This window comes from Microbacterium californiense, assembly GCF_047246625.1.
GTDB lineage: Bacteria > Actinomycetota > Actinomycetes > Actinomycetales > Microbacteriaceae > Microbacterium.
This window is the reverse complement of record NZ_JBFOKQ010000002.1, coordinates 77,898-98,570: the sequence shown is the minus strand read 5'-3', so window position 1 is coordinate 98,570 and position 20,673 is coordinate 77,898. Positions and strand designations below refer to the sequence as shown.

Sequence of the window (20,673 nt, the reverse complement as noted above, 5' to 3'; positions counted from 1 at the left end):
CGCGATCGCGACCGCCGTCCGGATACCGGGCGGCGGTCTTGGCGGAGGACGCGGCGCTACGTCCTCCACTGCTCCCGCCGGACGAGCTCTTCTCCACCGCGGTCGGGGATCCGCACCAGGGCGACGGTGCGGCGTCCTAGCGTGGGCGGATGCCGACGACCGAAGAGCCTCCGCCCGCCGCTGCGCCCGTCGCCCGCCGTCTCCGACTGAGTGTCGGTGCGGCCGTGGTCGTGGCCCTGGTGGTCCTCTCCGCGGCCGTCGGACTCGGGCTGCTGCGCGGGCAGGCGACGCCGGTCGAGAGCGTCGCGCTGACGGACTCCGCCGAGGAGGATTCCGCCGTCGAGGCCGACGGGGAGCTCTTCGTGCATGTCCTCGGGGCGGTCGAGCACCCCGGGCTGTACGTCCTCGACCTCGACGCACGGATCGTCGACGCGGTCGCGGCTGCCGGTGGCACGACCGCTGACGCCGACCTCGCGGCGATCAACCTGGCGCGACTCGTCACCGACGGCGAGCAGGTCGTCATCCCCGTGATCGGCGTCGCCGAGGTCGGACCCGGAGCCCCCGCCCCCGCCGACGACCTCATCGACCTCAACACGGCCGACCAGGCGGCGCTCGAGAGCCTGCCGGGGATAGGACCGTCTCTTGCGGAGCGCATCATCGCGTGGCGCGAGGAGAACGGGAGGTTCCCGTCCGTCGACGACCTCCTCGCCGTTCCGGGGATCGGGGAGAAGCTGCTCGAGGGCATCCGCGACGGCGCGCGCGTGTGAGGCGGCGCGACCTGCGGCTGCTGCCCGTCCTCGCCGCGGCCTGGACTGCTGCGCTCGTCGGCGTGTACGTCACCGAGCTGGCTGCGGGCGTCGCGACCCTCTGCGGCGTCGGGGCGGGAGGGCTCGCCGTGTGGGCCGCGGTCCGTCGAAGGCGGTCCGCTGCGGCATCCCGACGTGCGAGGGGCGGGATGATCGTCGTGATGCTCGCCACGGCCTCGGCGGTGGCGATGACCGCCGCTCTGGCCGCGCCGGGACGCGACTCCGCGGCCGCGCACGACGGTCGGTTCGTGGAGGTGGTCGCCCAGGTCTCCTCGTCGGCGGCGCCCGGCGCGGACGGCCGGGTCTGGGTGGACGCCCAGACGCTCTCGGTCGAGGCCGGCGACACCGTACAGTCGACGGCGGTGGCGGTGCGCATCGGCATCGAGCCGGCGGAGGGCGTCGACCCGGGCGCGACGATCCGGGTCCGAGGACAGGCCAAGGCCTCGCGGGCCGGGGAACGCGCGGCCTTGGTGATCTTCGCCCGGGAGGCGGAGGTGGAGCGTCCGGCCGCCGGCGTCTTCGCGGTCGCCGCGGGAGCACGCCATGCCTTCGTCGAGCGCTCCGGGCGGTTGCCGGACCCCGGCGCCGGACTCCTGCCGGGGCTCGCCGTGGGCGACACCAGGGCGGTGTCCTCCAGCCTGAACGACGACATGCGCACGAGCGGACTGAGCCATCTGACGGCCGTCAGCGGAGCGAACTGCGCGATCGTGGTGGCGGCGGTCTTCTGGCTCGTCGCGCTCGTCGGCGGCGGGCGCACGATGCGGGTGGTCGCGGCGGGTGCGGCGCTGGCGGGCTTCGTCGTGCTGGTCACCCCGGAGCCCAGCGTGATCCGTGCCTCCGTCATGGCCGGCACGGCCATGACGACGGTGCTTCTGGGGAGGCCGTCTGCGGGGGCCGGGATGCTGGCGCTCTGCGCGACCGGCATCCTCCTCGCCGACCCGTGGCTGGCGGCGACACCCGGGTTCGCGCTGTCGGTCGCAGCCTCCGCCGCGCTCATCCTGCTCGCGCCGTCCCTCGCGCGCGGGATGTCTCGGTGGATGCCCTCACCCCTCGCACTCGCGATCTCGGTCCCGATGGCCGCGCAGATCGCGTGCGCGCCGATCATCGCGCTGTTCGCGGGGCAGCAGTCGCTGATCGGCGTCGCCGCGAACCTCCTCGCGGCACCCGCAGCACCCGTCGCGACGGTGATGGGCCTGCTCGCGTGCCTCGCGGCGCCGGTTCCGCCGCTCGCGGACCTGCTCGCGGCGTCGGCCTGGCTGCCCGCCGCCTGGATCGCGACCACGGCGTCGGTGAGCGCGGCGCTCCCGCTCGCGCAGACCGAGCTCGTCCCAGGCATCGGCAGTGCGGCGATCGTCGCCGTGCTCGGGGCGTCTCTCGCCGTCGTGGTGAGCGGACGACCGCGTCGGTCTGCCGTTCTCGGCCATCGCTCGGTCGCCGTCGCCGCGATGCACCGCGTCTCGGGCCTGATCCTCGTGATGGCGGTGTCCCTCGCAGCCGCTCATCTCGCGCTCACCGGCCCGCTCGCAGCGATGTCTGCGCCGGACGGGTGGTCGATCGCGGCGTGCGACGTGGGGCAGGGCGACGCGCTGCTCGTGAGGTCGGCGGGTGACGTGGCGCTCATCGACACCGGACCCGAGCCGGGGCCGCTGGAGGAGTGCCTCCGCTCGCTCGGCATCGAAAGGATCGACCTGCTCGTGCTCACGCACTTCGACCTGGACCACATCGGGGGAGTGGCGGCGGTTCAAGGGCGCGTCGGGAGGGTTCTGCACGGGCCGAGCGGTGAGCCCGCCGACCAGCGCATCCTGCAGCGCCTCCGCGCGGGAGGAGCGACCCTCGACGAAGCCTTCGCCGGCCAGCGCGGGTCGCTCGGGGGTGCCGCCTGGCGGGTGCACTGGCCCCTGCGCGACTCGGCCGCCTTCCCTGCGGGCAACGACACCAGCGCGGTCCTGGAGTTCGCGGGCGGAGGGGTGCCGCGGTCGATCTTCCTCGGCGACCTGTCGGCCGAGTCGCAGCGGATGCTGGCGAGGACCGCGCGCCTGACCGGACCGTTCGCCGTGGTGAAGGTCGCCCACCACGGCAGCGCCGATCAGGACCCGGCCCTCTACGACACGCTCGCGCCGGCCGTCGCGCTCTTCAGCGCCGGAGCGGACAACGACTATGGGCATCCGCGCGACGAGACGCTCGATCTGCTCGACGCCGCCGGCGCGCACGCGCTGCGCACGGATCGACAGGGGCGGATCCTGCTGGGCCTCCGCGGAGGCGAGATCGCGGTGTGGACCGAGTCGGACGTCGGGGCTCGCCAGTAGGCTTGCGGTATGGCAGCTCCGCGTTCCTCGTCCCGCAGCGCCGCGAAGCCCGCGAAGATCCCCCAGGTGTCGTGGCGCGAGCCCCGCCCCGCCCCCGTCGTGCTCGTCTCCGGGCCCGAGGAGATCTGCGCCGAGCGCGCCATCGCCGGCCTCCGCGACTACCTGCGAGCCGAGGATCCCGCGCTCGAGGTCAGCGACGTCCGGGCCGACGACTACGCGCCCGGGACCCTGCTCTCCCTGACGTCCCCGTCGCTGTTCGGCGAACCGCGGCTCGTGCGGGTCTCGGGTGTCGAACGCTGTTCCGACGCCTTCCTGCAGGAGGCCGTGTCCTACCTCGAGCAGCCGCAGGACGGCGCCACCGTCGTCCTCCGGCACACCGGGGCCAGCGTCCGGGGCAAGAAGCTGCTCGACGCCCTGCGCGCCGGCACCGGCGGGGGCATCGAGATCCCGTGCCCGGCGATCAAGCGCGACGGCGACCGCGTCGACTTCGCGGCCGGCGAGTTCAAGGCCGCCAAGAAGCGCATCATGCCCTCGGCTCTGCGCGCGCTGGTGTCGGCCTTCGCCGATGATCTGACGGAGCTGGCCGCCGCGTGCCAGCAGCTGATCGGCGACGTCGAGGGCGACATCACCGACGAGGTCGTCACGAAGTACTACGGCGGCCGTGTCGAGGTGTCGGCTTTCGTGGTGGCCGACACGGCGATCGCGGGGCGGTACGGAGAGGCGCTGATCGCTCTGCGTCACGCCCTGGCCTCGGGGGCTGATCCGGTGCCGATGGTGGCGGCTTTCGCCGTGAAGCTCCGCACGATGGCGCGGGTCGCGGGCAACCGGGAGCCGAGCAGGCAGCTCGCCCAGCGCCTCGGTATGAAGGACTGGCAGGTCGACCGGGCGCGCCGGGACCTCGCGGGGTGGAACGAGCGTTCGCTCGGAATGGCGATCCAGGCCACGGCGCGCGCCGATGCGGAGGTCAAGGGGGCGTCCCGCGACCCGGTCTTCGCGCTCGAGCGCATGGTGACCGTGATCGCCACCCGCAACCCGTTCGGCGAGTAGCGCCGACGGGTCTGCGCCCCGCGGTCGCGCGCCTCCCGCACGATCACCGGGCACGAAGAAGGCCCGCCCCGCGAACGGGACGGGCCTTTCTCAGAGTGTGCGACTCAGAGAGCGGAAACCTGCTTGGCGATCGCCGACTTGCGGTTCGACGCCTGGTTCTTGTGCAGGACGCCCTTGCTGACGGCCTTGTCGAGCTTGACGGACGCCTTCTTCAGCGTCGCCTCGGCGGCGGCCTTGTCGCCGGCGGCGACGGCGGCGCGCGTCTGGCGGACGAGGGTCTTGAGCTCGCTCTTGACGGCCTTGTTGCGCTCGTGCGCCTTCTCGTTGGTCTTGTTGCGCTTGATCTGCGACTTGATGTTTGCCACGTGTGGACGCTTTCTGTACAGGAGTTATTCGGAATGCCGGCAGCAGAAGAGGGCTGCTGCACAGCGGTCGTGAGGGAAGAACCCACACGCAAGCCAAGAGTCAACTCTACCAGCAGGAGGCCTCCTCGCGCGAAACGGCGGTTCTCGACGTCGATCGGATGCCGCCGGGCCCGGGACTTCGCGGAACTCGGTCGCGGTGGACGCGGCACGGGGTGCAGAATCGGGATCACCCGACACCGACGTCAAGGAGCGACATGAGTTCTGCCTCCCACGAATCCGCTCTGCCCACGGGTCTGCGATGGTCGGCCGCGACCTCCGCCCTCCAGATCGAGGGGTCCCGCACTGCCGACGGCGGCGGGCGCTCGATCTGGGACGATCTCGCGGCGTCTCCCGGGGCCGTGCGGGACGGATCCACCGGCGATCCGGGCACCGACAGCTACCGGCATCCGGAATCCGACGTCGCCCTCGCCGCCGGCCTCGGCATCGACCGGTACCGGTTCTCGATCCCGTGGGCCAGGGTCCAGCCCGACGGCCGGGGGAGCGGCAACCCGGCCGCCCTCGATCACTACTCGCGGCTCGTCGACGAGCTGCGCGAAGCGGGAGTGACCCCGTTCCCGACCCTGTACCACTGGGAGCTGCCGAGCGCCGTCGAGGCGGACGGCGGGTGGCTGCACCGGGACACGGTCTCGCGCTTCGCCGACTACGCCGCCATCGTCGCCGATCGGCTCGGTGACAGGGTCGAGCACTGGTACACGGTGAACGAACCCGCGATGACCGCGTTGCAGGGATACGGGACCGGCGAGCTCGCGCCCGGGCGTCAGCTGCTCTTCGGCGCGCTCCCCTCCGTGCACCACCAGCTGCTGGCCCATGCGCGCGCGGCCGAGGTCCTGCGCGCGCGCGGCGCGACGGCGATCGGTCTCGCGAACAACCACACGCTCGTCCTGCCACGTCACGACACCGATGAGGATCGCGCCGCCGCTGCGATCTACGACACTCTGCACAACCGTCTGTTCAGCGATCCGCTGCTCACGGGCGCATATCCCGACCTGGAGGCCTGGGGCATTCCGGCGCTCCCCGTCCGCGACGGCGATCTCGAGGCGATCGGCTCGTCGCTCGACTTCTACGGCATCAACTTCTACACTCCGACGACGGTCACGGCCGCGCCGCCGGGCGCCGAGATCCCCTTCGAGATCGTGCCGACTCCGGGAGTCCCCGTCACGGGCTTCGGGCAGCTCTGGCCCATCCTGCCCTCGGCGCTGCGCGACCTGCTCGTGCTGCTCCACCGGCGCCACCCCGGCATGCCGCCGATCATCATCTCCGAGAACGGGGCGTCCTTCCCCGAGCCCGAGGGAGCCGCGCGCATCGACGACGCGGACCGCATCGCCTACCTCGCGGCCCACATCGCGGCGATGGGCGAGGCGATCGGCGCCGGCGTGCGCGTCGAGGAGTACACGGTGTGGTCGCTGCTGGACAACTGGGAGTGGACCGACGGGTTCACGCAGCGATTCGGCCTGGTGCATGTCGACGTCGTCACGGGGGAGCGCACCCCCAAGGCCTCCTACGACTGGTATCGCGAGGCGATCGTGCGCGCTCGGGCCCTCGCCGCGATCGAGGAGAGCATGCTGTGAACGCCGCGATGCGCGTCGGCGCCCGATGGATGACGCTGTTCACGCTCGCGTGGCTGGCGATCTGGACCGTCCAGCTCACGCCGGTGCAGCTGCTGCTCCCGCTGCAGCTCGACACCCCCGAGGACGACTGGATCCGCGGGGTGGTCTCCTCCGGGCTCGTGCTCGGCATCGGCGGCCTCGCCGGGGTCGTGGCCGGCCCGGTCTCGGGGGCGCTGTCCGACCGCGCGCGACCCGGGAGCCGGCGCCGGCGACCCTGGGTGCTCGGCGGGGTCTGGCTGACCGCGCTCTGCCTCGGGCTCACCGGCTTCGCCAGCGGACCGTGGGCGGTGGGTGCGGCGTGGGTCGGTGTGTCGGTGGGCGTGGCGGTCTCCTCCGCCGCCTTCACCGCTCTGATCGCCGATCAGCTGCCCACCACGCAGCGCGGGGCCGCGTCCGCTGCGGTCGGATCGAGCCAGGCGGTCGGCATCGTGCTCGGCGGCGGCCTGGTCGTGCTGCTCGGTCTGGACATCCTGGCGGGCTATCTGCTGCTCGCCGCGATCGTGGCACTGGTCGGGGCGACCTGCGCGATGCTGCTCCCGGATCCGCCGACGACCGGGGCGCTCGCACCGCGCCCCGGCCGACCGGAGCGGCTCGCCTCTCTGCGGGACCGGGACTTCGCGTGGATGCTCGCCGGGCGCCTGGTGACGAACATCGGCAACGCCCTCGGCACCGCCCTCTTCCTCTTCTTCCTCCTGCACGGCCTCGGCCAGCCGACGACGCTGGCGCAGGACAATCTCCTGCTGCTGATCGTCGTCTACACTGTGTTCGTCGTCGCGGCGTCCGTCCTGACCGGCATCTGGTCGGATCGCACGGGAGACCGGCGCCGGCTCGCGGTCGCGGCGACCGTCGTGCAGGCCGCATCGGGCGTGGCCATCGTGGCCTTCCCGACCTTCGAGATGACCCTCGTCGCCGCCGCGCTGATGGGCGTGGGCTACGGCGCCTTCTCGACCGTCGGCCTCGCCTTCGCCGCCGATCTGCTGCCGCGCGAGACCGACCACGCCCGGGACCTGGGGATCGTGAACGTCACCGCGGCACTCGGACAGCTGATCGGCCCTGTGCTGGGTGCCGGTCTCGTGGCGCTGGTCGGCGGATTCTGGCTGGTGTTCACCGCGGCCACGGTGCTGTCGGCGGTCGGCGGGGTGCTCACCGGCCTCGCCCGCTCGCCCGAGCGTTCAGCCGTCGCGCTGCTCGAGCGAGGCGATGGCCAGCCGTAACACCGCGTTGAACACGCGGGGGCGCATGGCGGTGACGAGATGCGTCGTGCGGGGGACGACGATGAGCTCCGCGTGGGGTGCGAGGCGGCAGAAGAGCCGCTCGTGCCGGCGGAGCTGGTCGTACTGTCCGTTCACGAACCACAGCGGCACCGCGATGCGCTCGACCGCCACCGCGAGATCCAGGGCGGAGAGGCTGGCGAGGGCGATGTCCTGCACGTCGAGCGCATAGCCGCCGGCCCCGAAGTCGCCGCGCGTCTCGAGGGGGATGGTCGCGGCGAGCATGCGCTCGGAGATCCAGCGGCCGCGGTCCGGGAGCGAATCCACCGCGCGGGCGATCCACCGGTAGGCGGCCAGCCCGGCGCCGACGGGCAGCGAGGTGCAGGACGCCGCGACGAGACCGGCGACCGGGGGAGCGTCGGCCCCGCCGGTGAAGGCGAGGGAGAGCAGGCCGCCCATCGAGTGGCCGACGAGCAGCACCGGACCCCGCTCGGCGGCGGTGCGCACCGCGACATCGATGGTGTGGAGCGCCTCGTGCAGGGTGAAGTCCTCGTCGCGGCGCGTGCCGTGGCCCGGGAGGTCGACCGCGGTAGCGGCGTAGCCGTGGTTCTCGAGGTGGACGCACTGGGACCGCCACATGGTGGCCGACGTGCGGATGCCGTGCACGAGGACGATCTGGACGCTCATCCCGTCAGCCTAGGACCGGGCGTCGGCGGGACAGACGGAAGCGGGGCCGGTGGACGAACCACCGACCCCGCTCCTGCGTAGGGGATTACTTCTCCCAGCCCACGTTCTCCACCGGCGTGATGCCGAAGAGGTCGAGGCCCACGTAGGGCTCCGGCGTGAGGTTGGCGAGGCCCTTCTTGACGACCGAGATCGACGGACCGTTGTAGAGCGGGATGACGCCCCAGGTCTCGGCGATGATCTCCGGCTCGAGCTCCATCGACGCCGTGGTCCACTCCTCGGCCGTGGTCTTGGACTCGACCTCGGAGTGGATCTTCTCGTCGATCTCCTCCGTGCCCGTCGCCGACAGGTTCAGGCCGCTGTCCGAGCAGTACAGCTGGCAGAACCAGGCCGGACCGAACGGGTCGGAGTCGGTGAAGCGGAGGCTCGCGACGTCCCAGTTCTTCGAGGTGAGGTCACTCGAGAAATCGCTGGAGGGACGGACCTCGATCTGGAGATCGATGCCGACCTCCTTCTGCTGCGCCTGCAGGGCCTTGGCGAGCGCCTCCTGCGTGGGGTCGTCGCCGAAGACCGGGTAGATGACGCTCAGCGTCTCGCCGTCCTTCTCACGGATGCCGTCGTCGTTGAGCTCCCAGCCCGCGTCCTCGAGCAGCTTCTGCGCCTCTTCGGGGTCGTGCTTGAGGCCGGCCTCCGCGAACGAGTCGGAGTAGCCCTCCTGGAACCCGTACATGTTGAGCGAGCCGGCCGGCTCCTCCTCGTAGTCCAGGCCGTTCCATGCGATCTGCTTCTGCTGATCGATGTCGATCGCGAGGAAGAACGCCTTGCGGACGTCCATGTCCTCGAACTGCGGCTTGTCGGCGTCGACCATGATGATCGTCTTCGCGGTCTGCTGGGCACGGTAGATGACCGTGTCCTCCATGTCCTTGACCTGCTCGAGACGGTCCTTCGTGTTCGCGCCGACCTGGTCGATCTCACCGTTCTTGAAGGCGTTCAGCGAGGCCGCTGCCTCCATCGCCTGGAAGGAGACGGAGTCGAGGAGCGGAGCGTTGCCCCACCACTCGGTGTTCGGCTTGAACGAGATGAAGCCGGCGTTGGCGTCGAACTCGTCGATCGTGTACGGACCGGCACCCCACTCCGGGTGCGGGTCGCCGATGAAGGCGGAGTTGAAGAGATCCGGCGTGTTGATCGCCGGGTGCAGCAGGCCGCCCGTGAGGAAGGCCATGGACGGCCAGGCGTACTCGCCGTCGAAGGTCACGATCGCCGTCTTGGGGCTGTCGCCCTCCTCGACGGAGGTGATCTGCTTGTAGCCGTCGGTCGCGTTGGGGTTGTAGCCCTCGTCGTAGGAGCGGTTGGCGATCCAGGTGTTCTCGACCGCGGTCCAGTCCATGTCGGTGCCGTCGTTCCAGTGCGCCTTCTCGTTGAACGTGAAGGTGACGGTGGTGTTGCCGTCGACGGTCTCGATCTTCCAGTCGTCGAGGTACGCGTCGTTCTTCGTGACCTCGCCCTCCGGCGTGACCAGGAGGATCTGGGGCATGTACCAATAGGCCACGCGAGAGGTGTCAGCACTGGCATCGCTGTTGAAGGCGTTGAGCTGCTCGGGGATCTCGTTGATCGGGAAGCGGACCTCGCCTCCCTCCTGCAGGTTCTCGCGCGGCTGCGGGTTGTAGTCCGCTGCCTTGACGGTGGTGTCCTCGCCGCCGCCGTTGTCGCCTTCCCCGGTCGTGCCGGAGTTGGCTGCACACCCGCCCAACGCGAGTGCCAGGGCCGCGGTTGCCGCGAAGACCCCGATCAGCTTCTGCTGCTTCATGGTGCTCCTTTCGCCTTTCGGCGTGTCAGTTGGAAGAATAGTTCGGCATCTCGGGATGCGGGGCGGCCGATAGTGAATGGCGCCTAACTGTTATCGGACGGTGACCCACCTGTGCGTGCGAAGTCATCGACCCCGGCCCGAGGCCCGGAGTCAGACCGAGGCGGCCTCCGTGGTCATGGTCTCCGGGTTGAAGACGACGCGCTTCCGCGTGCGCTCGATGTCGGGGTCCGGCACCGGGATCGCCGACAGCAGGGCCTGCGTGTACGGGTGCTTCGGGTTGTCGAACACCTCGTCCACGTCTCCGTGCTCGACGAAGTCGCCGAGGTACATCACGGCCACCCGGTCGGCGATGTGGCGCACCACCGAGAGGTCGTGGGCCACGAACAGGAACGAGATGCCGAGCGACACCTTGAGCTCGTCGAGCAGGTTCAGCACTCCCGCCTGGATCGACACGTCGAGCGCCGAGACGGGCTCGTCGAGCACGACGATCTTGGGGTTGGTCGACAGGGCGCGGGCGATGCCGATGCGCTGGCGCTGACCACCCGAGAACGCCTGAGGGAAGCGATCGATGTGCGCGGGGTTGAGGCCGACGATGTCCATGAGCTCCCGCACGCGGCGCGTGGTGTCGGCCTTGGAGGTGCCGATGGTGCGCAGCGGCTCCCCGATGATGTCCGCGACCGTGAACCGGGGGTCGAGGGCGCCCATCGGGTCCTGGAAGACGATCTGGATGTCGCGGCGCACCTGGCGCTCGATCGCATGCGAGGTGATGTCGTTGACGCTCGTGCCGTTGATCACGATGTCGCCGTCGTGCTGCTTCACCAGGTCCATGATCTGCAGCAGCGTGGTCGTCTTGCCGCTGCCGGACTCGCCGACGATGGCCATCGTCTCGCCCTCGCGGATGTCGAAGCTGACGTTCTTGACGGCGTGGACCTCGCCCACCTTGCGCTTGAACAGCGAGCCCTTCATCAGGGGGAACGTCTTGGTGAGGTTGCGCACCTCGAGCGTGATCGGGCGCTCCTCGCGCGGGGTGAGAGTCAGCGCGCTCTCCGGGATCACGGGAACGGGGTAGACCGGCTGCCCGCCGATCAGGCCGTTCTCGTCGATCTCGTGCGCCCGGATGCAGGCGGCCTGGTGCGGCACGCCGCCGACGGAGGGCACGTCCAGCAGCGGCGGCTCGCCGTCGCGGCAGGCGCTGATCGCGATGGGGCAGCGGTCGGCGAAGGGGCACGCGTCCGGGAGATCGATCAGCAGGGGAGGGTTGCCCCTGACCGGGATGAGCGGCTGCTTCTCGGTCTTGTCCACGCGCGGGATCGCGCCGAGCAGGCCGATCGAGTACGGCATCCGCGTGTTGTGGAAGAGCTCGCGGGCGGGAGCGTGCTCGACCGGCTTGCCGGCGTACATGACCATGACGTCGTCCGCCATGCGGGCGACCACGCCCATGTCGTGGGTGATCATGATGGTGGCCGCGTGCGTCTCCTGCTGCGCCTTCTCGATCAGGTCGAGGATCTGCGCCTGGATGGTCACGTCGAGGGCCGTGGTCGGCTCGTCCGCGATGATGAGCTTGGGGTTGTTGGCCATCGCGATCGCGATGACCACGCGCTGCCGCATACCGCCCGAGAACTCGTGCGGGAACGACTTCATCCGCTTCTCGGGGTTCGGGATGCCGACCAGCGTGAGCAGCTCGACGCCGCGGAGGAAGGCGTCTCGGCTGCTCATGCTGCGGTGAATGGTCAGCGCCTCGATGAGCTGGTCGCCCACGGTGTACACCGGGGTCAGCGACGTCAGCGGGTCCTGGAAGATCATCGAGAGGCCGTTGCCGCGGATGGCCGACAGCTGGCGGTCGCTCTTGCCCAGCAGCTCCTGGCCGTCGAAGACGATGGAGCCGCCGACGCGGGCGTTCTCGTCGAGGAGTCCCATGATCGCGAGCGAGGTGACGGACTTGCCGGAGCCGGATTCGCCGACGATGCCGAGCGTCTTGCCGGCTTCGAGGTCGAAGCTGACCCCGCGGACGGCGTCGACGCGACCGGCCTCGGAGGGGAAGCTGACGGTGAGGTCGCGGACGGAGAGGATGGTGCTCATGCGCGGCCTCCTGCCGCCGAGGTGGGATCGAGGGCGTCGCGCAGGCCGTCGGCGACGAGCGCCATGGAGACGGTCAGCAGCGTGAGGGCGGCCGCGGGGAAGTAGAACAGCCACGGGGCGCTGGTGATGGTGCTCGCGCCGGAGCCGATGAGCGAGCCGAGCGAGACGTCGGGGATCTTCACGCCGAAGCCGAGGAACGACAGGCCGGTCTCGGTCATCACCGCGGTGACGACGCCGAGCGTGAAGTTGATGACGAGCAGCGAGCCGATGTTCGGGATGATGTGGCGGAACACGATCACCATGCCGCGCACGCCCATGTACCGGGCGGCCTGCACGTACTCGCGCTCGCGCAGCGAGAGCGCCATCGTCCAGATCACCCGGGCCGGGAAGAACCAGCCGACGACGAAGATCATGATCAGCGCGATCACCCGCCAGTCGCCTCCGGCGCTGTTCGAGATCATCGCGAGGATGAGGAAGTTCGGCACGACCATCATGAAGTGGATGACGAGCAGCGAGATGCGCTCGGTCCAGCCGCGGAAGTACGCGGCGGCAGTGCCGACGATGGCGGCGACGGCCGTCGTGCCGAGCGAGACGGTCACGGCGATCATGAGCGATCGCTGGAGTCCGACGGCGGTCTGGGCGAAGGTGTCGTTGCCCGAGGCGGTGGTCCCGAACCAGTGATCGGCGGAGGGGCCGGTGCCGAGGTTGAGGAAGTCGAGCTCGATGTGGTCCCACGGGGAGAAGAGCGGGGCGACCACTGCGAAGAGCACGAGCAGCAGGAAGATGACGACGCCGGCGACTGCCGGCTTGTTGCGCATAAAGCGCCGGCGGTAGAGGGTCAGCTTCGACATCGGCTTGTCGACGGCCGGTGCGACGGCTTCGACGGGGGACATGGTGTCGGTCATGATCAGTTCACCCTCACGCGCGGGTCGAGGACGACGATGGCGATGTCGGCGAGGATCGCGCCGATGGCCGTCAGGACGGCTCCGAACGCGGCGATCGCGACGGTGCCGTGGATGTCGTTCTTGGCGATGGTCTGTGTGAAGTACTGGCCCATCCCGTTCCAGGCGAAGATCGCCTCGGTCAGGATGGCGCCGGTGAAGACGGTCGGGATGGTGAACGCGACCTGCGTCGCCACCGGGATCATCGACGTGCGCAGGGCGTGCTTGCGGATCGCCTGCTGCTTGGTGAGGCCCTTCGCGCGCGCCGTGCGCACGTAGTCGGCCTTGATGTTGTCGAGCAGCAGGGAGCGCTGCAGGAAGTGGATGCTGGCATACCCGGTGATCACGAGGGCGATGGTCGGCAGGGTGAGGTGTTGCAGCACATCGACGAGCACCGGGAAGAACCCGGTCACCCCCCGACTCGACGAGCCCGTGACGTAGAACACGCGCTGACCGACGAACTCGTTGAACCCGATGGCGAGGAGCACGACGCCCAGCGCCGCGACCACGATGTTGATGTTCATCGTGATGATCGACGTCGCCTGACCGATCCGGTCCGCCAGCTTGTACTGCCGCGATGCGGTGTAGACGCCGAGCGCGATGCCCAGCACGGTGGTGATGATGGTGGCGCCGAGGACGAGCTCGGCGCTCACCCACATGCGGTACGAGATCTGCTCGTTGACGGACTGGCCGACGGGGCTGACGCCCCAGTCCCAGCGCAGGACGATGCCGGTGATCCAGTTCCACCACCGCTCGAGGAGCGGCACGGTGTCGCTGAGGTTGCGCGGCGCGAGCTGGTTGACGATCTGCTCTTCGGTGAGCGGCGGGCGGCGGCCGACGTAGTTGCTGCGCGGGTCCAGATACAGCCACGCGAGGAAGTACGTCAGGTTGGTCGCGACCACGATCATGAGCAACCAGCCGAGGAACCGGCGCGCGAGGTACTTGATCAAGGTGATGAGTCTTTCTCTTCTCCAGACGCGCCTCGGATCCGCCGACGCAACGCTGAGTCGGGAAGACAGTCAACCACCATCTGCCGATACCTGCGCGACGCGACACCCGCACCGTGTCTGTGACGGAGTCTTATCGCCCACGGGATCCGGTGTCACGGATTGCTCCCGGGCAACTTCGGGAGACTATCACCGGTTCGGGGGAATCGAGCATTAGCCTCCCCTCACCGTAGAATCGACGGAACATGTCCCCACGCGCCCTCACTCCGCTTCAGCCTGCCGCGACTCCGGCGACGCAGATCCGAAACTTCTGCATCATCGCGCACATCGATCACGGCAAGTCGACTCTCGCCGACCGCATGCTCCAGATCACGGGCGTCGTCGCCGATCGCGACATGCGGGCCCAGTACCTCGACCGCATGGACATCGAGCGCGAACGCGGCATCACCATCAAGAGCCAGGCCGTGCGGATGCCGTGGGAGCTCGACGGCGAGGTGTTCGCGCTCAACATGATCGACACCCCCGGGCACGTGGACTTCACCTACGAGGTCTCGCGCTCGCTGGCCGCCTGCGAAGGCGCCATCCTGCTCGTCGACGCCGCTCAGGGCATCGAGGCTCAGACGCTGGCGAACCTCTACCTCGCGCTCGAGAACGACCTCCACATCATCCCGGTGCTGAACAAGATCGACCTGCCGGCCGCCGACCCCGAGAAGTACGCCAAGGAGCTCGCCTCCCTCATCGGCGGCAAGCCCGAGGACGTGCTCCGCGTCTCCGGCAAGACCGGCGCCGGCGTCGAGGAGCTCCTCGACCGGCTGGTGCGGGAGATCCCGGAGCCGAAGGGCGACGCCGACGCACCGGCGCGCGCCATGATCTTCGACTCCGTCTACGACGCCTACCGCGGCGTCGTCACCTACGTGCGGATGGTCGACGGCAGCCTCGCCCCGCGCGAGCGCATCCAGATGATGTCGACGGGCGCCAATCACGAGGCGCTCGAGATCGGCGTGTCCAGCCCCGAGCCGATCCCGACCAAGGGTCTGGGCGTGGGTGAGGTGGGCTACCTCATCACCGGCGTGAAGGACGTGCGTCTGTCGAAGGTGGGAGACACGGTCACGAGCTCCCGCAAGCCGGCATCCGACGCCCTGCCGGGTTACACCGACCCCAAGCCGATGGTGTTCTCGGGCCTGTACCCGATCGACGGCAGCGACTACGCCGAACTGCGCGAGGCGCTCGACAAGCTGAAGCTCTCCGACGCCTCGCTCGTCTACGAGCCCGAGACGTCCGTGGCGCTCGGCTTCGGCTTCCGCTGCGGGTTCCTCGGGCTGCTGCACCTCGAGATCATCACCGAGCGCCTGGCCCGGGAATTCGGCCTCGACCTCATCACGACCGCCCCGAGCGTCATCTACGAGGTGCTCACCTCCGACACCGGCGAGACCGTCACGGTCACGAACCCGAGCGAGTACCCGGACGGACGGATCGGCTCGGTCTCGGAGCCGATGGTGAAGGCGGCCATCCTCCTGCCGAAGGACTACGTCGGCACCGTCATGGAGCTGTGCCAGTCGCGCCGCGGATCGCTGCTCGGGATGGAGTACTTCTCCGAGGAACGCGTCGAGCTGCGCTACACGATCCCTCTCGGGGAGATCGTCTTCGACTTCTTCGATCAGCTGAAGTCCAAGACGCAGGGGTACGCCTCGCTCGACTACGAGCCCGCAGGGCAGCAGGAGGCCGACCTGGTGAAGGTCGACATCCTCCTGCAGGGTGAGAAGGTCGACGCCTTCAGCTCGATCGTGCACCGCGACAAGGCCTACAGCTACGGCACCATGATGGCCGAGCGACTGCGCAAGCTCATTCCCCGCCAGCAGTTCGAAGTGCCGATCCAGGCGGCGATCGGCGCGCGCATTATCGCCCGCGAGACGATACGCGCGATCCGCAAGGACGTTCTCGCCAAGTGCTACGGCGGCGACATCACCCGCAAGCGCAAGCTCCTCGAGAAGCAGAAGGAGGGCAAGAAGCGCATGAAGATGGTCGGCCGCGTCGAGGTCCCCCAGGAGGCGTTCATCGCCGCGCTCTCCGGCGACGTCGAGGGCAAGGACAAGAAGTAGGGATGCCGCTGCCGGCGTACGAGCGCGGGATCACGAGGGGTGCCCTCCTCGCCGCGCCGGCCGGGATGCGCCTCTCCGAGCACTCGACCGCGGTGGCGTCATCGGACCACGATGCCGTGGCCGCGCTGATCCGCAGCTGGGAGTTCAAGCGGCGGGCCGGGTTCGACGTCCCCGACGGAGCTCCCGTCCCCGGCGCGGAGGGGCTGCTGTCGAAGCGGGTGCTCGGAATCCGCTTCTCGGAGCCGATCCGCGTCGTCTGGGCGGACGAGCACGGGTTCGGCTACGAGACCCGGCCCGGGCATCCGGTCTACGGCGAGGAGTCGTTCGTCCTGGAGGACGGCGTGTTCACCGCACGGTCGATCTCCCGTCCGTCCGCACCGCTCTGGAAGCTGCTCTCTCCGGCGCTCCTGCTGCTGCAGCGCAGGACGCATGCCCGCTACACGCGGATCGTCGACGCGGAGGCTGCGGGGGCCTCCGCGCCACGGAGAAAGTGAGCGGGCGAGGCGGTCTCGGCACGCAGCGGGGGTGTTCGCTCAGGCAACCCGAAGTAGGCTGGATGACATGCGGCGCGGGAACTTCCGAGACGACACGGTGGACTATGCGGCCGTGGGTGCCACCCACGCGCCCGATCTCATGCAGTACCCGCCGGAGCGCAGCATCCCGGCCGAGGAGTCCTGGCGGATCGGATCCGGCGCGGACCGTTTCCAGACCGCCGGAGAGGCCCTCCTGTCCTGGACCGCCCAGCGCGTCGCCGGACTCGCGGTCGAAGACGTGCGCCCGGCGCCGGGCCCGGCCTACGCCGGAGTGAGCTTCGACAGCGAGGGCAATCCGATCGCTCCGAGCAAGCGCGATGTCGAGCCGCGGTACGACGCCGAGGGGACCCCCTTCGTCGGCGCGGGCATGACGCTGCGCCTCCGTGGGAGGGTCGCCGGCATGCGCGCCGACGCCGAGCTGCGGGTCATCTCGGTCACCGAGGAGGCCCGCCGCATCGGATTCGTGCTCGGCACGGTCGGCGGCTCGGTCGTCAGCGGCGAGGAGTCGTTCGACGTCGAGTGGCGCGAGGACAACGACGAGGTGTGGTTCACCGTCCGCGCCTTCGACGCGCCCACCGGTCTCCTGTACCGCCTCGTCCCGGCTCTCGTGAAGCGCCGGCGCCGCGAGCTCTTCGCGCGTTACCTCCGCGCGATCTCCCCGCTCTACGCGACCCCGGTCTGATGGCGGGTCCTCTTCCCCTCGGCGATCCCGCACCGCGCGACGGCCGGCTTCCGGCCGATCTGCCCGTCGACCCCGCCGTGCCGTTCTCGGCGTACCTGCACGTGCCCTTCTGCCGCGTGCGCTGCGGCTACTGCGACTTCAACACCTACACCGCGGGCGAGCTGCGCGGCGCCCGTCAGGAGGACTACGCCTCCACGCTCCTCACCGAGATCGAGATGGCCCGACGGGTCCTGGGCGATGCCGGCGCGCTGCGTCCGATGGACACCGTCTTCTTCGGAGGGGGCACGCCGACGCTGCTGCCGGCGGGCGACCTGGCGCGGATGCTCGACGCCGCGGCATCCGCCTTCGGACTCGTGTCGGGCGCCGAGGTGACGGTCGAGGCGAACCCCGACACCGTGACGCCGGACGTCGCGCGCACGCTCGCCGACGCCGGGGTGACGCGCCTCTCGATCGGCATGCAGTCGGCGGTGCCGCACGTGCTCGCCGCCCTCGACCGCACGCACCGCCCGGAGAACGTGCGCACCGCCGTCGATGCGGCGCGCGAGGCCGGTCTCGACGTCAGCGTCGACCTGATCTACGGGGCGCCGGGCGAATCGCTGAGCGACTGGGAGTCGTCCGTCGACGCCGCCCTCGCCCTCGAGTCGGATCACATCTCGGCCTATGCCCTGATCATCGAGGATGGTACGAAGCTCGCTCGGCAGATCCGCCGCGGCGAGGTGCCCCGACCGGACGACGATCTCCAGGCCGACATGTACGAGCTGGTGGACGCGAGGCTCGCCGACGCCGGGTTCGACTGGTACGAGGTCAGCAACTGGGCGCGCACCCCCGAGCAGCGCTCCCGGCACAACCTCGCCTACTGGCGGGGGAGCGACTGGTGGGGCTTCGGCCCCGGAGCACACAGCCACGTGGCAGGGCTGCGCTGGTGGAACGTGAAGCATCCGGCGGCCTACGCGCAGCGGCTGGCCGCAGGGGAGTCCCCGGCCGCAGGCACGGAGCGGCCGGACGCCGAGGCCCGCATCCTCGAGCGGGTGCTGCTGCAGAGCCGGCTCGCCGAGGGGATCCCGGTGTCAGAGTTGCCGTCGGACAACCGGGCGAACGTCGCGGGCCTCATCGCCGACGGGCTCGTCGACGCCCCGGCGGCGGTGCGCGGCCAGGTGCGGCTGACACTGCGCGGGCGGCTGCTCGCCGACGCCGTGGTGCGCGAGCTCACCGACTGACGCCGTCGCCGCCTCGGTCCGTCGCGCGGCGCGTTCCCCGGAGCGAGGAGTAGGATTGGCACTCTGAACGTCCGAGTGCCAGCGGAAGGGAAGCGCCATGGTCACCGAGCGAGGCCTCCAGGTCCTCCGCGCGATCGTGCAGGACTACGTCGAGACCCATGAGCCGGTCGGCAGCCGGTCCATCGTCGACCGTCACTCCTTCGGCGTCTCGGCGGCGACGATCCGCAACGACATGGCGCTCCTCGAGGACGAGGAGCTCATCACGGCCCCGCACACGTCGTCCGGCCGCGTCCCGACCGACAAGGGCTACCGCGTCTTCGTGAACCACCTCGCGCAGCTGCGTCCGCTGTCGACGGCGCAGCGCACGGCGATCGAGTCGTTCCTCGCCGCCCCGAGCGACCTCGACGACCTCATGGTCCGCACGGTGCGGGTGCTGACCCAGCTGACCGGCCAGGTCGCGCTGGCCCAGTACCCGTCGTTCGCGCGCGCCCATCTGACGCACATCGAACTCGTGGCGCTGGCTCCCACCCGCATGCTCGTCGTGCTCGTGACCGACGCCGGCGGGGTCTCGCAGCGCGTCACGCCGCTCCCGCGCGAGATCGACGACACCGACATCGCGGTGCTGCGCGCCCGTCTCGCGTCGCTCATCACCGGCCAGGCCGTGAGCGACGCCTCCGAGCGCCTCGACGCCCTCCTCGCCGCCCCGGATGCTGTCGCGAAGGATCCGGTGCTGCACACGCTCGCCGGGGTCATCGTCGAGGAGCTGGGCGCGTTCCGGCAGGAGCGGCTGGTCATGGCGGGCGCCGCGACGCTCGCACGGCGCGAGCAGGACTTCCGCGGCAGCATCCATCCGCTCCTCGAAGCGATCGAGGAGCAGGTGACCCTGCTGCGGCTGATGAGCGAGATGGTCGCCGACGAGCACGGCCTCGCCGCCAGCATCGGCACCGAGAACGCGTCGTTCGGGCTCGGCGAGGCGTCGATCGTGGCGAGCAACTACGCCGCGCCGAGCGGCACGGCGCGGGTGGGCGTGATGGGCCCGACCCGCATGGACTATCCGAGCAACCTCGCGGCGGCGCGGGCCGTGGCCCGCTACCTGTCGCGGATGCTCGACGAAGACGAGGCGAGCCGCTGAGCGGCTCCCGCAGGAAGACCACGCAGAAAGGCGATTGTGGCGGACCACTATGAGGTTCTCGGGGTGTCCCGGGACGCTTCCACCGATGAGATCAAGAAGGCGTATCGCCGGCTGGCGCGCCAGCTGCACCCGGACGTGAACCCGGGGGAGGACGCGGCCGAGCAGTTCAAGCTCGTCACCCACGCCTACGACGTGCTGAGCGACGAGGACTCGCGTCGCCGTTACGACATGGGCGGCGGAGACGGCGCGGCCGGCAACTTCGGCGGCTTCGGCGGGTTCGGCGACATCTTCGAGACGTTCTTCGGGGCGGGGCAGGGCGGGGGGCGCGCGCGTCCGCGGTCCCGGCGCGAGCGCGGCCAGGACGCCCTCGTGCGCGTCACCCTCGATCTGGGCGACGTCGTGTTCGGCGCGCACCGCGACATCGAGGTCGACACGGCCGTGCTGTGCGAGACCTGCCAGGGCTCGTGCTGCCAGGAGGGCACCTCGCCGGTGACCTGCGACATCTGCGGCGGATCCGGTCACGTCCAGCGCCAGGTGCGCAGCCTGCTCGGCAACGTCGTCACCTCGCAGCCCTGCGGCACGTGCGAGGGCTACGGCACCACCATCCCGTTCCCGTGCGGCACGTGCGGCGGCCAGGGACGGGTGCGCTCGCGGCGCACCGTGTCGCTCGACATCCCCGCCGGCGTCGAGACCGGCCTCCGCCTGCAGCTGCCCGGATCGGGCGAGGTCGGCAAGGCCGGCGGGCCCCACGGCGACCTCTACGTCGAGGTCACGGTCAACCCGCACCCCGCGTTCAGCCGCGACGGCGACGACCTGCTCGCGACCCTCGAGGTCTCGATGACGGATGCGATCCTCGGGACAGAGACGTCGATCGACGGGCTCGACGGCGAGGTCGATCTCGAGATCCGTCCCGGCGTGCAGTCGGGCGACGTGCTGACCATCAAGGGCCGCGGCATCACGCCGCTCCGCGGCACCCAGCGCGGGGATCTGCGCGTGGGGGTGCAGGTCGTGACCCCGACGAAGCTCGACGCGGCGCAGCGCGCGCTGATCGAGGACTTCGCCAAGAAGGCCAAGACCCCCGGGCCGCAGCTCGCCCAGTTCCAGCAGGGGCTGTTCTCGAAGCTCCGCGACCGCTTCCGCGCGCACTGAG

Annotated in this window: 17 protein-coding genes; 11 read left to right on the top strand and 6 right to left on the bottom strand. The window is 70.3% G+C overall.

The genetic code is table 11. The features are described from left to right. Positions 1-149 precede the first annotated feature (149 nt). Genes AB3M82_RS11740 through holA form a run of 3 tightly spaced genes read left to right on the top strand, consistent with a single transcriptional unit; the run spans position 150 to position 4,159 of the window. Positions 150-767 (top strand): ComEA family DNA-binding protein, encoded by a 618-nt coding sequence (locus AB3M82_RS11740; RefSeq protein WP_412958127.1) that lies wholly within the window; start codon positions 150-152, stop codon positions 765-767. Beyond that, on the top strand, positions 764-3,112 hold the full coding sequence (locus AB3M82_RS11735; protein ID WP_412958126.1) for a ComEC/Rec2 family competence protein: 2,349 nt from the start codon (positions 764-766) through the stop codon (positions 3,110-3,112). The genes AB3M82_RS11740 and AB3M82_RS11735 overlap by 4 nt, the downstream gene beginning before the upstream one ends. A 9-nt stretch (positions 3,113-3,121) precedes the next feature. Continuing rightward, on the top strand, positions 3,122-4,159 hold the full coding sequence (holA, locus tag AB3M82_RS11730; protein WP_412958125.1) for a DNA polymerase III subunit delta: 1,038 nt from the start codon (positions 3,122-3,124) through the stop codon (positions 4,157-4,159). Positions 4,160-4,263: 104 nt separating this feature from the next. Here holA and rpsT read toward each other — a convergent pair whose 3' ends face one another. Beyond that, positions 4,264-4,524, bottom strand: a complete 261-nt coding sequence (gene rpsT, locus AB3M82_RS11725) for a 30S ribosomal protein S20 (RefSeq protein ID WP_412958124.1) — start codon at positions 4,522-4,524, stop codon at positions 4,264-4,266. Positions 4,525-4,778: 254 nt separating this feature from the next. Here rpsT and AB3M82_RS11720 point away from each other — a divergent pair, with 254 nt between their 5' ends. Beyond that, the gene (locus AB3M82_RS11720) at positions 4,779-6,152 is read left to right on the top strand and encodes a glycoside hydrolase family 1 protein (RefSeq protein WP_412958123.1); all 1,374 of its coding nucleotides are present in this window, start codon (positions 4,779-4,781) and stop codon (positions 6,150-6,152) included. Next, positions 6,149-7,405, top strand: coding sequence for an MFS transporter (locus tag AB3M82_RS11715; RefSeq protein ID WP_412958122.1), 1,257 nt, complete (start codon positions 6,149-6,151; stop codon positions 7,403-7,405). Before AB3M82_RS11720 ends, AB3M82_RS11715 begins: the two co-directional genes overlap by 4 nt. On the opposite strand, the gene AB3M82_RS11710 is transcribed toward AB3M82_RS11715, so the two are convergent. The 5 genes from AB3M82_RS11710 to AB3M82_RS11690 form a co-directional block, all read right to left on the bottom strand. Beyond that, positions 7,364-8,089: an alpha/beta fold hydrolase gene (locus tag AB3M82_RS11710; RefSeq protein WP_412958121.1), complete on the bottom strand. Its 726-nt coding sequence runs from the start codon at positions 8,087-8,089 to the stop codon at positions 7,364-7,366. The two genes, AB3M82_RS11715 and AB3M82_RS11710, sit on opposite strands and share 42 nt — an antisense overlap. 85 nt (positions 8,090-8,174) lie before the next feature. Continuing rightward, a complete protein-coding gene (locus AB3M82_RS11705) occupies positions 8,175-9,893 on the bottom strand; it encodes an ABC transporter family substrate-binding protein (RefSeq protein ID WP_412958120.1) in 1,719 nt (572 codons plus the stop codon). 150 nt (positions 9,894-10,043) lie between these two features. Next, positions 10,044-11,972: a dipeptide ABC transporter ATP-binding protein gene (locus AB3M82_RS11700; RefSeq protein ID WP_412958119.1), complete on the bottom strand. Its 1,929-nt coding sequence runs from the start codon at positions 11,970-11,972 to the stop codon at positions 10,044-10,046. Then, a complete protein-coding gene (locus tag AB3M82_RS11695; protein WP_412958118.1) occupies positions 11,969-12,877 on the bottom strand; it encodes an ABC transporter permease in 909 nt (302 codons plus the stop codon). Before AB3M82_RS11695 ends, AB3M82_RS11700 begins: the two co-directional genes overlap by 4 nt. Positions 12,878-12,879: 2 nt before the next feature. After that, entirely contained in the window at positions 12,880-13,863 is a 984-nt protein-coding gene (locus AB3M82_RS11690; RefSeq protein WP_412958117.1) for an ABC transporter permease, read from the bottom strand. A gap of 242 nt (positions 13,864-14,105) precedes the next feature. Here AB3M82_RS11690 and lepA point away from each other — a divergent pair, with 242 nt between their 5' ends. The 6 genes from lepA to dnaJ all read left to right on the top strand — a co-directional run bounded on the left by lepA (position 14,106) and on the right by dnaJ (position 20,672). After that, positions 14,106-15,959, top strand: a complete 1,854-nt coding sequence (lepA, locus tag AB3M82_RS11685; RefSeq protein ID WP_412958116.1) for a translation elongation factor 4 — start codon at positions 14,106-14,108, stop codon at positions 15,957-15,959. Positions 15,960-15,961: 2 nt separating this feature from the next. Further along, positions 15,962-16,453, top strand: coding sequence for a DUF1990 family protein (locus AB3M82_RS11680; protein WP_412958115.1), 492 nt, complete (start codon positions 15,962-15,964; stop codon positions 16,451-16,453). Positions 16,454-16,520: 67 nt separating this feature from the next. Then, on the top strand, positions 16,521-17,174 hold the full coding sequence (locus tag AB3M82_RS11675) for a DUF1990 domain-containing protein (RefSeq protein WP_412958114.1): 654 nt from the start codon (positions 16,521-16,523) through the stop codon (positions 17,172-17,174). Further along, positions 17,174-18,391: a radical SAM family heme chaperone HemW gene (hemW, locus tag AB3M82_RS11670; protein WP_412958113.1), complete on the top strand. Its 1,218-nt coding sequence runs from the start codon at positions 17,174-17,176 to the stop codon at positions 18,389-18,391. The genes AB3M82_RS11675 and hemW overlap by 1 nt, the downstream gene beginning before the upstream one ends. Positions 18,392-18,488: 97 nt before the next feature. Continuing rightward, complete coding sequence (hrcA, locus tag AB3M82_RS11665) at positions 18,489-19,523, top strand: heat-inducible transcriptional repressor HrcA (RefSeq protein ID WP_412958112.1); 1,035 nt, start codon at positions 18,489-18,491, stop codon at positions 19,521-19,523. A 36-nt stretch (positions 19,524-19,559) separates the two neighbouring features. Then, entirely contained in the window at positions 19,560-20,672 is a 1,113-nt protein-coding gene (gene dnaJ / locus AB3M82_RS11660; RefSeq protein WP_412958111.1) for a molecular chaperone DnaJ, read from the top strand. The last annotated feature ends 1 nt before the right edge of the window (position 20,673 follow it).

Excerpts from the sequence above, each read along its gene's own strand:
- AB3M82_RS11740 (WP_412958127.1), top strand. The coding sequence starts at position 150 with ATGCCGACGACCGAAGAGCCTCCGCCCGCCGCTGCGCCCGTCGCCCGC.
- holA (WP_412958125.1), top strand. The coding sequence starts at position 3,122 with ATGGCAGCTCCGCGTTCCTCGTCCCGCAGCGCCGCGAAGCCCGCGAAG.
- AB3M82_RS11720 (WP_412958123.1), top strand. The coding sequence starts at position 4,779 with ATGAGTTCTGCCTCCCACGAATCCGCTCTGCCCACGGGTCTGCGATGG.
- AB3M82_RS11710 (WP_412958121.1), bottom strand. The coding sequence starts at position 8,089 with ATGAGCGTCCAGATCGTCCTCGTGCACGGCATCCGCACGTCGGCCACC.
- AB3M82_RS11705 (WP_412958120.1), bottom strand. The coding sequence starts at position 9,893 with ATGAAGCAGCAGAAGCTGATCGGGGTCTTCGCGGCAACCGCGGCCCTG.
- AB3M82_RS11700 (WP_412958119.1), bottom strand. The coding sequence starts at position 11,972 with ATGAGCACCATCCTCTCCGTCCGCGACCTCACCGTCAGCTTCCCCTCC.
- AB3M82_RS11695 (WP_412958118.1), bottom strand. The coding sequence starts at position 12,877 with ATGACCGACACCATGTCCCCCGTCGAAGCCGTCGCACCGGCCGTCGAC.
- lepA (WP_412958116.1), top strand. The coding sequence starts at position 14,106 with ATGTCCCCACGCGCCCTCACTCCGCTTCAGCCTGCCGCGACTCCGGCG.
- AB3M82_RS11680 (WP_412958115.1), top strand. The coding sequence starts at position 15,962 with ATGCCGCTGCCGGCGTACGAGCGCGGGATCACGAGGGGTGCCCTCCTC.
- AB3M82_RS11675 (WP_412958114.1), top strand. The coding sequence starts at position 16,521 with ATGCGGCGCGGGAACTTCCGAGACGACACGGTGGACTATGCGGCCGTG.
- hemW (WP_412958113.1), top strand. The coding sequence starts at position 17,174 with ATGGCGGGTCCTCTTCCCCTCGGCGATCCCGCACCGCGCGACGGCCGG.
- hrcA (WP_412958112.1), top strand. The coding sequence starts at position 18,489 with ATGGTCACCGAGCGAGGCCTCCAGGTCCTCCGCGCGATCGTGCAGGAC.